At 68.9% G+C, this 12,540-nt stretch carries 16 protein-coding genes and 1 pseudogene; 6 read left to right on the top strand and 11 right to left on the bottom strand.

Annotated features, from left to right (window positions below; translation table 11 throughout):
- Positions 1 to 62 precede the first annotated feature (62 nt).
- The 4 genes and pseudogenes from AU198_RS23465 to pspM all read left to right on the top strand — a co-directional run.
- Positions 63 to 299: pseudogene (locus AU198_RS23465) on the top strand (CinA family protein); the annotation flags it as partial.
- Positions 300 to 382: 83 nt separating this feature from the next.
- Positions 383 to 703 (top strand): transcriptional regulator ClgR, encoded by a 321-nt coding sequence (clgR, locus tag AU198_RS23460; protein ID WP_064350965.1) that lies wholly within the window; start codon positions 383 to 385, stop codon positions 701 to 703.
- A 106-nt stretch (positions 704 to 809) separates the two neighbouring features.
- Positions 810 to 1,625, top strand: a complete 816-nt coding sequence (gene pspA, locus AU198_RS23455) for a phage shock protein PspA (protein WP_064350964.1) — start codon at positions 810 to 812, stop codon at positions 1,623 to 1,625.
- Positions 1,626 to 1,679: 54 nt separating this feature from the next.
- On the top strand, positions 1,680 to 2,471 hold the full coding sequence (gene pspM, locus AU198_RS23450; RefSeq protein WP_064350963.1) for a phage shock envelope stress response protein PspM: 792 nt from the start codon (positions 1,680 to 1,682) through the stop codon (positions 2,469 to 2,471).
- On the opposite strand, the gene AU198_RS23445 is transcribed toward pspM, so the two are convergent.
- Complete coding sequence (locus AU198_RS23445) at positions 2,472 to 2,912, bottom strand: limonene-1,2-epoxide hydrolase family protein (RefSeq protein WP_064350962.1); 441 nt, start codon at positions 2,910 to 2,912, stop codon at positions 2,472 to 2,474.
- A 41-nt stretch (positions 2,913 to 2,953) separates the two neighbouring features.
- Between AU198_RS23445 and AU198_RS23440 the strand changes: the two genes are divergently transcribed.
- Together AU198_RS23440 and AU198_RS23435 are read left to right on the top strand one after the other, a co-directional pair.
- A complete protein-coding gene (locus tag AU198_RS23440; protein ID WP_064350961.1) occupies positions 2,954 to 4,126 on the top strand; it encodes a glycosyltransferase in 1,173 nt (390 codons plus the stop codon).
- 9 nt (positions 4,127 to 4,135) lie between these two features.
- Complete coding sequence (locus tag AU198_RS23435) at positions 4,136 to 4,330, top strand: DUF3046 domain-containing protein (RefSeq protein WP_064350960.1); 195 nt, start codon at positions 4,136 to 4,138, stop codon at positions 4,328 to 4,330.
- A 4-nt stretch (positions 4,331 to 4,334) separates the two neighbouring features.
- Here the strand turns inward: AU198_RS23435 and AU198_RS23430 are convergent, their stop codons facing one another.
- Genes AU198_RS23430 through AU198_RS23385 form a run of 10 tightly spaced genes read right to left on the bottom strand, consistent with a single transcriptional unit; the run spans position 4,335 to position 12,513 of the window.
- Positions 4,335 to 4,778, bottom strand: coding sequence for a hypothetical protein (locus AU198_RS23430; RefSeq protein WP_064350959.1), 444 nt, complete (start codon positions 4,776 to 4,778; stop codon positions 4,335 to 4,337).
- 54 nt (positions 4,779 to 4,832) lie between these two features.
- Complete coding sequence (hypD, locus tag AU198_RS23425) at positions 4,833 to 5,960, bottom strand: hydrogenase formation protein HypD (protein WP_064350958.1); 1,128 nt, start codon at positions 5,958 to 5,960, stop codon at positions 4,833 to 4,835.
- A 10-nt stretch (positions 5,961 to 5,970) separates the two neighbouring features.
- Entirely contained in the window at positions 5,971 to 6,243 is a 273-nt protein-coding gene (locus AU198_RS23420; RefSeq protein WP_064350957.1) for a HypC/HybG/HupF family hydrogenase formation chaperone, read from the bottom strand.
- Positions 6,244 to 6,254: 11 nt separating this feature from the next.
- The gene (gene hypE, locus AU198_RS23415; RefSeq protein WP_064350956.1) at positions 6,255 to 7,349 is read right to left on the bottom strand and encodes a hydrogenase expression/formation protein HypE; all 1,095 of its coding nucleotides are present in this window, start codon (positions 7,347 to 7,349) and stop codon (positions 6,255 to 6,257) included.
- Positions 7,346 to 8,032, bottom strand: coding sequence for a D-sedoheptulose-7-phosphate isomerase (locus AU198_RS23410; protein ID WP_064350955.1), 687 nt, complete (start codon positions 8,030 to 8,032; stop codon positions 7,346 to 7,348). The genes hypE and AU198_RS23410 overlap by 4 nt, the downstream gene beginning before the upstream one ends.
- A complete protein-coding gene (locus AU198_RS23405) occupies positions 8,029 to 8,754 on the bottom strand; it encodes a HypC/HybG/HupF family hydrogenase formation chaperone (RefSeq protein ID WP_064350954.1) in 726 nt (241 codons plus the stop codon). The genes AU198_RS23410 and AU198_RS23405 overlap by 4 nt, the downstream gene beginning before the upstream one ends.
- Positions 8,751 to 9,473, bottom strand: a complete 723-nt coding sequence (locus AU198_RS23400; RefSeq protein ID WP_064350953.1) for a DUF6390 family protein — start codon at positions 9,471 to 9,473, stop codon at positions 8,751 to 8,753. Before AU198_RS23400 ends, AU198_RS23405 begins: the two co-directional genes overlap by 4 nt.
- Complete coding sequence (gene hypF, locus AU198_RS23395; protein WP_064350952.1) at positions 9,470 to 11,773, bottom strand: carbamoyltransferase HypF; 2,304 nt, start codon at positions 11,771 to 11,773, stop codon at positions 9,470 to 9,472. Before hypF ends, AU198_RS23400 begins: the two co-directional genes overlap by 4 nt.
- Entirely contained in the window at positions 11,770 to 12,033 is a 264-nt protein-coding gene (locus tag AU198_RS23390; RefSeq protein WP_064350951.1) for a HypC/HybG/HupF family hydrogenase formation chaperone, read from the bottom strand. Before AU198_RS23390 ends, hypF begins: the two co-directional genes overlap by 4 nt.
- 3 nt (positions 12,034 to 12,036) lie before the next feature.
- Positions 12,037 to 12,513, bottom strand: coding sequence for a hydrogenase maturation protease (locus tag AU198_RS23385; RefSeq protein WP_082691172.1), 477 nt, complete (start codon positions 12,511 to 12,513; stop codon positions 12,037 to 12,039).
- Positions 12,514 to 12,540: the final 27 nt, after the last annotated feature.

Raw genomic sequence — 12,540 nt, 5'->3', positions numbered from 1 at the left:
GGGGCGGGGCCCGCGGCGGGGGCCCGGCGGGGGGCGGGGCGGGGGGGGGGGGGGGGGGGGGGGCCGTCGCGGGCGCCCCCCGACAGCGCTGCGAGGCGACGTGGGGCGTGGGTCTGACCGGTGTCGCCGGTCCCGAACCGCACGGTGGACACCCCGTCGGAACGGTATTTCTCGGTATCGCCGGACCGGTCGAGACCGACGTCGTCGAGTTGCGCCTGGACGGATCGCGGTGGGAGATCCGCCTCGCGGCGGTCCGGGAGGCCGTCGTCCGCCTGCGGTCGGTCCTCGTTCGACAGTGATCTGCGTTATTCGGGAACCAACCGGCCCGCCTTCAGCGTTGCCCCTTTAGATCCCAGCCACTCACTCCGAAGGGAGAAGCACGATGACGGCATTGCTGCGCGAGGTGATCGGCGACGTCCTGCGTCGTGCCCGCGTCGATCAGGGACGCACCCTGCGCGAAGTGTCGGACACCGCCCGGGTCAGTTTGGGCTACCTCTCGGAGGTCGAACGCGGCCGCAAGGAAGCCTCGAGCGAATTGCTCAGCGCCATCTGCGGAGCCCTGGACGTCCCGCTCTCCCGGGTGCTCTTCGACGCCGGTCAGGAGATGGAGCGTGAGGAGAGCGCCGCCTTCGCCGGTGCCGCCAATATCGACGCCACCACCAAGGTGGTCATTCCTCAGGTCGTGTCGATGGCGGTCGCCTGACGCGCCGAGCAGACTGTGGCGATGCGCGCCGACCCGATAGATTGGGCAGCACGGAAAGCCGGGCCGGCGAGTCCGACACAACGACACGAAGGCGGAGTGAACTGACATGGCCAATCCGTTCGTCAAGGCGTGGAAGTACCTCATGGCGCTGTTCAGCTCCAAGGTGGACGAATACGCCGACCCGAAAGTGCAGATTCAGCAGGCCATCGAGGAAGCCCAGCGCCAGCATCAGGCCCTGACCCAGCAGGCCGCCCAGGTGATCGGCAACCAGCGTCAGCTGGAGATGCGTCTGAACCGCCAGCTCGCCGACATCGAGAAGCTGCAGGTCAACGTGCGGCAGGCATTGACGCTGGCCGACCAGGCCGTCGCCAACGGTGACGCCGCCAAGGCCACCGAGTACAACAACGCCGCCGAAGCGTTCGCAGCGCAGCTGGTGACCGCAGAGCAGAGCGTCGAGGATCTCAAGACCCTGCACGATCAGGCGCTCAACGCGGCCGGCCAGGCCAAGAAGGCCGTCGAGCAGAACGCGATGATGCTGCAGCAGAAGATCGCCGAGCGCACCAAGCTGTTGTCACAGCTCGAACAGGCCAAGATGCAGGAGCAGGTCAGCTCGTCGCTGCGCTCAATGAGCGAGTTGGCCGCCCCCGGCACCACGCCCAGCCTCGACGAGGTGCGTCAGAAGATCGAGCGCCGGTACGCCAACGCCATGGGCGAGGCCGAGCTGGCGCAGAACTCGGTCCAGGGCCGGATGCTGGAGGTCCAGCAGGCGAGCGTGCAGATGGCCGGGCACTCCCGGCTGGAGCAGATCCGCGCCTCGATGCGCGGCGAGCAGTTGCCCGCGGGCGGTAACGCCGCCCCGCAGCCCGCGACTCCGGCGACCAATCCGCAGCAGGCGACACCGGAAAACCCGCTGTCTCAATAGTTCGTGAGGACACCAGTGCGTTCGCAAAACCGTCGACCCGAGCCGTGGCGTTCGATGGTGCAGCGGGGTGTCCAAAACGGCATCGACACGGCCGCCGAATGGTCCGATGTACTGGCCGACAAGCTGAATGCCGCCGCCGACCCCCGCGCAAAGCTGCTCCGTAAGCGGCGCTGGGCGCTGCGGCTCACCGTGTTCTTCACGATCTCCTGCGTGTTCTGGATCGGCGTGACCGGCGTGGTGGCGGCCTGGGATGTTCCCGCATGGGCGCTGCTCATCCCGTCGCCGATCGCGGTCGGCGCCGCTTTCCTGGCCACGCTGACGTTCCTGCGGTACCGGTGGCTGCGACGCGCGCCGCTGCCCCCTCCGCGGTCCCGTGCCACCCGCAGGCTCCCTCCGTGGGGTTCGGCCGCACGCCAACCGATGGCGGCGCTGGCCGCCTCCGAGCGCGGATTCTTCTCGCTGCTCGGAGTCCTGGAGCGGGGGCGGATGCTGCCGCCGGATGAACTCCGCGAACTGAGCGCCGCGGCCAACCAGACCGCGACGACCATGGGCGCCACCGCGAACGAAGTGATGTCGATGGAGCGCGCGATCCGCGCGACCCCGCAGTCGCGCGCCCACCTGGCGCCCACCATTGCGGCGTTCACGGCGCAACTCGATCACGGGGCGCGGCAGTACAGCGAAATGGTCAACGCCGCAGCGCAACTGGTGTCGGCGGCGAACGCCGGACCGACGTCCACCTCACCGATGTGGCAACAGCGCTACCGCGACGAGTTGTCCAACGCCACCGACCGGCTCGTCGGCTGGGCCGAGGCGTTCAACGAACTCGGCCACGTTCGCGGCGCTTGACTACATCGTCGGCCGCAGCGCTGGGAACACGGTCGCGACCAGCCCGCGCACCGTGGCCTTGAGGAAGTCCCAGGTGTCGAAGTAGTCGCGCCACAATGTGATTCGACCGGCGTGCACCTCGAAGGTTCCGCACACCCAGAACTGAAGGCGCACCGGTCCGAACACCAGCGCATCGGTGCGTTCGGTGAGCACGGAGTTGCCGTCGGCGGCGATGCGGTGGATCTTCACCTCGAAGCCGAGCCGACCCTGACCCCGGCGCATCAGGCCGATGATGCGCTGACGCCCGCGGATCGTGGGATAGCCGACGTTGTGCCATTCGGCGTGATCGGCGAGCAGGCCGTCGGCGGTGTCGAAATCCTCGTCCTGCAGGGCGTACAGGAACGTCTCCACCGCCCGGATGTTGTCGACGTCGGTTCTCGCTTCGGAAGCCTGGTCGGTCATGGCGCAAGCGTAGTGCCGCAGCGCTGTGGCACGGTAGCCCAATGCGCGTCGCAGTTGTTGCCGGCCCTGATCCGGGGCATGCTTTTCCGGCGATCGCACTTTGTCTTCGTTTTCTGGCCAACGGGGATTCACCGACGCTGTTGACCGGGACCCGATGGCTGGACACGGCACGTGGAGAGGGCATCAAGGCCTGCGAACTGGACGGTCTGGATCCCACGGCCGCCGACGACGACGCCGACGCGGGCGCCAAGATCCACCAACGGGCGGCCCGGATGGCGGTGCTCAACAGGGATCGGATCGCCGCACTCGAACCTGATCTGGTGGTCTCCGATTCGATCACCGCGTGCGGCGGGCTGGCCGCCGACCTGCTGGGCGTGCCCTGGGTCGAGCTGAACACCCACCCGCTGTACCGGCCGTCGAAGGGCCTGCCCCCGATCGGCAGCGGGCTGGCGGCCGGAACGGGTGTGCGGGGGCGGCTGCGCGACGCGGCGCTGCGCGCACTCAGTGCGCGGTCGTGGCGCGCCGGGCTCCGGCAGCGATCCGCGGCCCGCGTCGGGATCGGCCTGCCCGCCGAGGATCCGGGACCGCTGCGACGTCTCATCGCGACCCTGCCCGCCCTGGAGGTGCCGCGACCGGACTGGCCGGCCGAGGCCGTCGTCGTCGGCCCTTTGCACTACGAGCCGACGACTGCGGTGCTGACGCTGCCCGCCGGTGACGGCCCGGTCGTGGCGGTGGCCCCGTCGACGGCGACCACGGGTGCGGGCGGACTCACCGACCTGGCGCTGGACGTGTTGGTGCCCGGCGACGTCCTGCCCGCCGGTGCGCGGGTGGTGGTGTCGCGGCTCGACGGGCCTGATCGCGAGGTGCCGCCGTGGGCCGTGGTCGGGCTCGGCCGCCAGGACGAGCTGCTGGCCGAGGCGGACGTGCTGATCTGCGGCGGTGGACACGGGACGGTTGCCAAGGCGCTGCTGGCCGGTGTGCCGATGGTGATCGTGCCGGGCGGCGGGGACCAATGGGAGATCGCCAATCGTGTTGTGCGCCAGGGGAGTGCGCAGTTGGTGCGTCCTCTCACTCCGGATGGGTTGGCGCAGGCGGTGCGCGAGGTGTTGAGCACTCCTGGCTACCGTGAGGCCGCGCGGCGGGCCGGGGCGACGGTCGCCGACGTCGATGATCCGGTACAGGTGTGCCATGAAGCACTGAGGGCCACAGCGTAGTTTGGGCTCGTGCGCTTGACGGAATTTCATCAGCTCGTCGAGGAACAGTTCGGCCCCGTGCGCGGCTCGTCCCTGCTCGTCGACCACGTCCTGAGCGGGTTGGATGGGCGCACCGCAGAGCAGGCCATCGAGGACGGCGTCGAACCGCGCGACGTGTGGCGCGCGCTGTGCTCGGACTTCGACGTCCCGCGCGATCAGTGGTGACCGGCTAGCGTTTGTCCTCGGCGCGACCGGCGCCTGTGGTGTGTGACGGGCCCACCCGGTCGTCGTCGCGGTCGGACTCCGGCATCTGTGACGCCGGCTGTTCGTCGGCGGGGGAGGCGGTCGCACCGTCCACGGTCTCGCTCGGCGGCGGCGCCTTGCTCGCGGCATCGGTGGCCGGCTTCACCGCACCCGCGGTGCGTTCGCCGCCGTCGTCGCCGGAGCCTTCCGGCTTGGCCGACGTCTGCCGCCCCTCGTACGGTGGGATCTCGGGTTCGACATCCTTGGGGGGTTCGTTGGTGAATCCCGGCCGGAAGTCCGGCTTACCGCCGTCCTCGTGTGCGGGGACGGACTCGTCACCGCGATAGGTGTCCGACGGACGGTCCGCCGGCCCGCCCGAGGGTTGATCGGATCCGGTTCCGCGCTTGCCTCGTTCCTCCGGCTCTGACATGACAATCACTCCTCACTTGTCGCCGCGGAATCTGCGGCGATGACTAGACGGCCGCTATGCGCGCTGGCCCAGGACCAGCGCCGTTTCACGGTGCAACCGACCGAAGTTGTAGTAGGCCGCGCAGGCGCCCTCGGGGGATACCATGCAGGTCCCGATCGGTGTCTCCGGCGTGCACGCGGTTCCGAAAACTTTGCACTCCCACGGTTTGATGACTCCTTTGAGCACCTCGCCGCACTGACACGCTTTCGGGTCGGCCACGCGCACACCCGGCATGGCGAAGGTGCGTTCGGCGTCGAAGTCGGCGTAGTCGGGGTGGAGCCGCAGCGCGCTCTGCGAGATGAAACCCAGCCCCCGCCACTCGAAATGCGGTCGCAGCTCGAACGTTTGGGCCATCAACTTGAGCGCCTGGGTGTTGCCTTCGGGACGCACCACCCGCGTGTACTGGTTCTCGACCTCGCAGCGGCCGTCGCGGATCTGCTGCAGCAGCATATGCACCGACGCGAGGATGTCGAGCGGTTCGAACCCAGCCACCACCATCGGTTTTCCGTACACGTCGGGGACGAACCGGTACGGGCGCAACCCGACCACCGTCGAGACGTGTCCGGGTCCGAGGAATCCGGACAGACGCAGGTCGGGAGACTCCAGGATCGCCTTGATCGGTGGAACGATCGTGACGTGGTTACAGAAGACGCTGAAGTTACCCACGCCCAACGCTTTCGCGCGCACAAGCGTCACGGCGGTGGACGGCGCGGTGGTCTCGAAGCCCACTGCGAGGAACACGACCCGCTTGTCGGGATTGTCGAGCGCGATCTTGAGCGCATCCAGCGGTGAGTACACGAAGCGCACATCGGCGCCGCGGGCCTTCGCCTCGAGGAGGTTGCCCCGCGATCCCGGCACTCGCATCATGTCACCGAACGTCGTGAAGATGACGTCCGTTTGTTCGGCCAGCCACATCGCGTCGTCGACGCGTCCCATCGGGATGACGCACACCGGGCACCCGGGCCCGTGCACCAGCTCGACCGTCTCCGGCAGCAGATGCTCGATGCCGTGGCGGTAGATGGTGTGGGTGTGGCCGCCGCACACCTCCATGAACTTGAACTCGTCGTCACCGGCGAGGTCGGTGATGGATCTGACCAGCGCGCGTGCGGCGGCCGGGTCGCGGAATTCGTCGACGAATCTCATGACTTGCCTCTCAAGCGATTTCGGACGAGTTGAACGCTTCGATCTCGGCGGCGTAGTCGGCGCCCATCTTCTGCACCTGGTCGAGGGTGAGCTTCGCCTCGCGTTCGTCGATCTTGGCCATCGCGAACCCGACGTGCACCAGGACCCAGTCACCGACCTGCAGGTTGTCGTCGGCCAGCAGTCGAACGCTGATGATTCTGCGTACGCCGTTGACGTCGACCTTGGCCAGCGACTGTTCGGCGTCGACGATGTCGACCACCTGACCGGGGATACCGAGGCACATGTGCTCTCCTCTCAACAGATCCGCGGCAGGGGGTCGCCGACGAGCATGTCGACGATTCGGCTGCCGCCGAACGACGTTCGTAGCGCGACGATTCCGTGGGGTTCGGGGACGATCTCGCCGACCACCGCGGCCCGCGTGCCCTGCGGATGGGCGCGCAACGCGGACACCGCCGCATCGGCTTCGTCGGCGGGCACCACGGCGACGAACTTGCCTTCGTTCGCCACATAAAGCGGGTCGATGCCGAGCATGTCGCACGCCCCGAGCACCTGCGGCAGGACGGGCAGTCTCTCCTCGTCCAAGATCATCGCGAACGGCGCGTCCTTGACGAGTTCGTTGGCCACCGTGCCCACACCGCCGCGGGTCGCGTCGCGCATCCATCTGGTCGACGGCGCCGCGGTCAGCAGCAGCTCGACGAGTTCGTGCACCGGCGCGGTGTCCGAGGCGATGTCGGCGTCGATGGCCAGGTCGCCGCGCGCCAGCATGACGGCCATCCCGTGCTCACCGATTGTGCCGGACAGCACGACCTTGTCGCCGGGCCGCACGCTGTCCCGGGACAGTCGCCGGCCCTCGGGAATCAATCCCATGCCTGCGGTGCAGATGTAGACGCCGTCGGCGGCGCCCCGGCCGACGACCTTCGTGTCGCCGGTGACGATCTGCACGCCCGCGTTCAGCGCGGCTTCGCCCATGTCCGCGACGATCTCGCGCAGTTCGGCGATCGGGAAGCCCTCCTCGATCACGAACGCCGCAGAGAGCCACTGTGGGCGGGCGCCGGAGACGGCCAGGTCGTTGATCGTGCCGTGCACCGCGACATGGCCGATGGAGCCGCCGGGGAAGCGCCGCGGCGACACCACGTAGGAGTCGGTGGAGAAGGCCAGCCGTTCGCCCAAGGGCGTCCGCACCGCGGCCGCGTCACCGAGTTGTTCGAGCTCGTCGTTGCGGAAGGCCTCGAGGAACACCGCGTCTACGAGCGCGGCCGACGACTTGCCGCCCGCCCCGTGCGCGAGCGTCACCACGTCGTCGAGCAGTCGCGGTCGTCGCTGACGGAACTTGTCGATCCGTTCCAGCACCCGGTCTTCGCGTTCGGACGCGCTCGCAGCTCGTGTCATGGGGAATGTGCTCCGTTCAGTGCGCGGGCCGAATCGGTGTACAGCTGCTCCTGGACCACCGACCAGAGTTGGTAGCCAAGCATCGCGTGGCTCTCCTGGATGCGGTGGATGCTCTGCGAGTGGACGGTGAAACAGAAGTCGAGGTCGTCGGCGGCCGCCATCCGTCCGCCGTCGTGGCCGGAGAAGCCCACGGTCAGCAGTCCGCGACCCTTGGCCTCGGTGATCGCGGTCATCAGGTCGTCGGAGTTGCCGGAGGTGGACAGCGCGATCGCGACGTCGCGGTCGCGGGCGTGGGCGATGATCTGCCGTTTGAAGATCAACTCGAACCCGACGTCGTTGCCGAGCGCGGTCACCACGGCGTTGTCGGCGGCCAGAGACCATGCGGCGACCGGCCTTCCGCGCGCCGGTCGGCTGAACAGCGAGGCCAACGTCGCGGCGTCGGTGGAACTTCCGCCGTTGCCGAACGTGTACAGCCGCCCGCTGTGGCGGAACCGCTCGGCCATCTGCGTTCCGGCCGCGGTCAACGCATCGCCGTACTCGTTGAGTGATTCCCTTTGCAGCCGAGCGCTTTCGGCCGCCTTACCGCGGGCCGAGGCCGCGAGATCGTCGAGCAGGCTCGCGGCGTCGGTCTCCTCGGACTCGATGAAGGGGTACAGGAAGCCGGTGGCATCGGAGTCGGTCATCGGTTCACCTCCTCGGGCTCGACGCGCGAGATGGCCGCGCCGGCGTGCAGCAGAACGAGGTCGTCGACCGCGACGTCACCGATCAGCGTGACGTCCACCCACTCCTCACCGTTGGCGGTGTGTACCAGCGCCGAGCTCGTCGCATCGACCGGTGGCACCAGCACCTCACCGAGCCGCCCCTCGTCGCTGCACGTCACGCAGACGGCGGCGGGCTCGACGGGTTTGAGCAGCCCCGGATGCTCGAAGCAGACGTGCGTGAGCTCCCACAGCAGGTGATACAGCAACACGAACGCTCCGGTGGCCGGCACCATCGGGTCCTCGGTGTCGATCCAGAGGATGTGGTTCGCCGCTCCCGCCGGTGGACGCGGTCCGGACCCGATCCAGAGTGTCAGGACGCCCCACGCGCGGGCGCGCCGCATCGCGTCGACGACCGACGGTTCGTTTGCCGATGCCACCGCGATCAGCAGATCGCCGGGCCGGCTGGCCACCCGCGCTTGCGCGACGGGGTCCGGTTCGACGAGGGCGACCGACGGAAGCGCCCTCTTGCCCATGATCACCGGATGCACGAACTCGACGGCGATGTGATGAGCGTGTGGTTCCCACTGCGGCGAGATCACCCACAGGGTCGCGCCGTCGTTGAACCTGCGGGCAAGATCCAGCGCGGCGGCGGCGAGGTCGGCGGACAGTTCCTCGCCGACATACGGGCGTTGCGCGGTCGTCATGGCGATACTCCCTGTCCGAGAACGTAGTTCACAAGGTCGAGTGTGGCCAGCGTGGCCGTTTCGAGGTCGGCGGCCTCCTCGCCGGTCAGTGTCCCGCAAATCCAGTCCCAGTGGGCGGAGACGACCGCTCCGGGTTGCGGAGCGGGCGCCAGGGACAGCTCGCCCCGCCTCCATGAGATTCGATCGCCGCGCGGATCGCCAAGCGTCAGCCGACCGTCCTCATATCGCAGCGGACGCGACGCGATTTCCGCCCGGTCGCCGGTGACCGATGTGACGGTGCCCCACCGGATGCGGCAGGCCTGCATGACGCCCACGGCGGTGTCGGCGTCGCGCCCCAGGAACTTCACCCAGGGGTAGACGACGAAGACGTGAAAGCTGTGGTGCGCCAGTACATCGGAGGTGGAGGGCACCGCGTCGAGCATCCCGGTGACCTGACCGGTGAAAGACGCGCGCAGTCGTGCCAGCAGATAGTCGGGGTCCACCTTGGACAGCGCCGGACCGCCGATCCAGTAACTGCGGACGACTTCGTCATCGAGTGCGTCGGACGCCCCGACGGCTTCGGCGATGGTGGTCAGATACGGCCAGGCCCCGTCGAATTCGCGTGCGTGTGAGGCGAGCGCGGAGGTTCCGCCGCCGCCGTCGGCCGGACCGCAGTAGCCGAGCTCGTTCGGCGGGTAGGCATAGCGGCCGAACACCGTACGACCGTCCGGGCCGGTCATGATGCGTTCCCCACCAGCAGCTGGCCCAGGGCAATACCGCCGTCGTTGGGTGGCACCGTGCGATGGGTCATCGCGTCGATGCCCCTGTCGCGTAACCCGGTCAGAGTCGACTCGAGGAGCAGGGCGTTCTGGAACACACCGCCGGACAGGACCACGGGCCGCGACGAGTCGGCGTGTGTGCATGCGAGTTCGACGACCAGGTCGGCGACCGCGCGGTGGAACCGGGCACCGATGACCGACGGGGACACGCCGGCACGGAGGTCGGCGACGATGGCGTGCAGTACGGGCGCGGGATCGATCACCGACGTCGAATCGGATGCGCCGACGGCGAATGTGTAAGCGGTTGTGCCGCAGTCGGTGCCGCGTGAGATACCCTCCAGCTCGATCGCGGCCTGCGCCTCGTAGTCGACGACGTGCCGCATCCCGGTCAGCGAGGACACCGCGTCGAACAGCCGGCCCATGCTGGAGGTCGGCGCGCAGCCGAAGCCGGTCTCGAGTTGTCGGTCGAGCGCGTGACGCTCGTCGGGCGGACAGGCCGAGACCGGGGGCAGGTCGGGATCCCACGCGATCCCCGCGGACCGCAGGTGTGCCAGGGCCATCCGGTACGGGCGCAGGACGCTGACGTCACCACCGGCGAGCGGTACGTACCTCAGGTGCGCGAGACGTTGGTAGCCCTTGTAATTGGCCAGCAGCACCTCGCCGCCCCACACCGCGCCATCGGGCCCGTAACCCGTTCCGTCGAAGGCGAATCCGAGCACCTGTGTGGACCCGTCGAGGCCGTGCTCGGCCATCACCGCAGCGATGTGCGCGTGATGGTGCTGGACCAGCCTGACGGGCCGGGCCGCCGCGTTGCGTCGGGCCCACTCGGTCGACCGGTACAGCGGATGCGCGTCGGCGACCAACACCTGCGGCGCGACGGACGTCAGCTCCCGCAGATGGTGTTGCGCGGAATCGAACGCCGACAGCGTCGCCAGATCGTCCATGTCGCCGATGTGCTGGCTCAGCCACGCGTAGCGGCCGTCCGCGACCGCCATGGTGTTCTTCAGATCGGCACCGACCGCGAGCGAGGGCGGTACCGGCACCGGCAACGCCACGGGCAGCGGCGCATAGCCGCGCGAGCGCCGGATCGGCAACTCCACCGGCTCGTCTCCGTCGAGGGTGACGGTCCGCATGACGGAGTCGTCGCACGGCACCAGGATTTCGCGGTCGTGCATGAGCCAGCCGTCGACGATGCGTGAAAGCCGCTCCAGCGCAGTCGCATCGGTGAAGCAGATCGGGTCGCCGGCGAGGTTGGCCGAGGTCATCACCAATGCAGTCGGTCCGGGTTCGTCGCCCGGAAGCCCGAACAGCAGAACGTGCAGCGGGGTGTAGGCCAGCAGGATGCCCAGGTCGGGGTTGTGCGGTGCGACGGCGCCGGCGACCGGGGCGCCGTCGCGCCGCGGCGTCAACACGATGGGGCGTTGCGGTCCGGTCAGCAGCCGCGCCGACGGCGCATCGATCTCGGCCAGGTCGCGAGCGGTCGCGAGGTCGGGTGTCATCACTGCGAACGGTTTGTCCCCACGGCGCTTCCTGGCGCGCAACTCGGCGACCGCGCGTTCGTCGGCGGCGTCGCAAGCCAGGTGGTAGCCGCCGATGCCCTTGACCGCAAGGATCCCTCCGTCGGTGAGCAGTCGGCGTGCGCGGCGCAGCGCGGATTCGTCGGTCGTGGTGGCGCCCGCGCGGTCGCGGTAGGTCAGGGTCGGGCCGCAGTCGGCGCAGCAGACGGGCTGGGCGTGGAACCTGCGGTCGGCGGGATCGTGGTATTCGTGCGCGCAGGCCTCGCACATGTCGAAGCCCGCCATGGTCGTGGCGTGCCGGTCGTAGGGCAGCGAGGCGATGATGGTGAACCGCGGTCCGCAATTTGTGCAGTTGATGAATGCGTGTCGGAAGCGTCGGTTTCGCGGGTCGCGTTGTTCGGCGGCGCAGTCGGGGCACATGGCGACGTCGGGTGAGGTGAGCGTGCGGCCACCGTCGGTTCGCGAGGTGTCGGCGATGACGAAACCGGTACCGCCCGCGACCGAAAGCGACTCGGTGTCAATGCCTTCGATCACCGCCAGCGGCGGTGGCCGATCGCGCAACCGGGTCAGAAACGTCTCGACGTCGGCGCTGTTGCCCTCGACGTCGATGACCGCGCCCGTGCTGTCGTTGCGCACGCTTCCGGTCAGCCCCAGCGCGGCCGCCGTCGTGTACACGAAGGGGCGGAAGCCGACTCCCTGGACCACTCCGCGGACCCGGACACGCAGGCGGCGCCGCGTGGTCACGGCGAATCCTCTGCGCCAGGGACAGGTTCGCCGCTTCCCATCAACTGCAGACCCGCGAGTGCCGCGTCGGCCCCTGCCTTGTCGGTCTTCTCCACGACGAAGCCCATGTGGATGATGACCCAGTCGCCCGGTGTGAACGTCTCCTCGGGCAGCATGCCGACGTTGACCTTGCGGTGCTGACCGGCGACATCAACGAGCGCCAGCTGATCACCGTAGCCCTCCAGCATCCTCACCACCTGACCCGGAATGCCCAGACACATCGGTCAGCCCTCCGCCACCGAGACGCGGGCCAACAGTCCGTCGACCACCTCGCCGATCACCCGGACCGCCTCCGGCACGGCCGCCGCAACGGCATCCGACAGCCCGATACCCTCGTCGACGCGGTCGACTTCGCAGCCGATCACCACGGTGAAGGGCGGGGTGCCGCCGAGCGCGTTGAGGCTGGCGAACACCGCCGCGGGGTCCATCGCGTGCGCATCCAAACCGGTTGCGGACCGGGCGTTGTCGAGGTCGGCCTCGAACACGTGGAGACTGCCCGGCGTGCCGCGATTCGGGATGGCGTCGACCAGGACCAGGGCGTCGCAGCCGTCGAGCAGGTCGTAGGCGAGGTGCATGCCGCCGATCCCGTAATCGGTGACCGCAACGTGTGGTCCGGCGAGGTCGGCCGGCACGCGGCGCATCACCTCGGGGCCGAAGCCGTCGTCACCGAGGAAGATGTTGCCGAGCCCGGCTACCAGAATTCGGGAGATCGGTACACCTCGTTCGCC

The organism is Mycobacterium sp. GA-1199, assembly GCF_001500045.1.
Taxonomy (GTDB): Bacteria; Actinomycetota; Actinomycetes; order Mycobacteriales; family Mycobacteriaceae; genus Mycobacterium.
The sequence above is the reverse complement of the archived record's forward strand: the minus strand, read 5'-3'. Positions and strand labels throughout refer to the sequence as shown.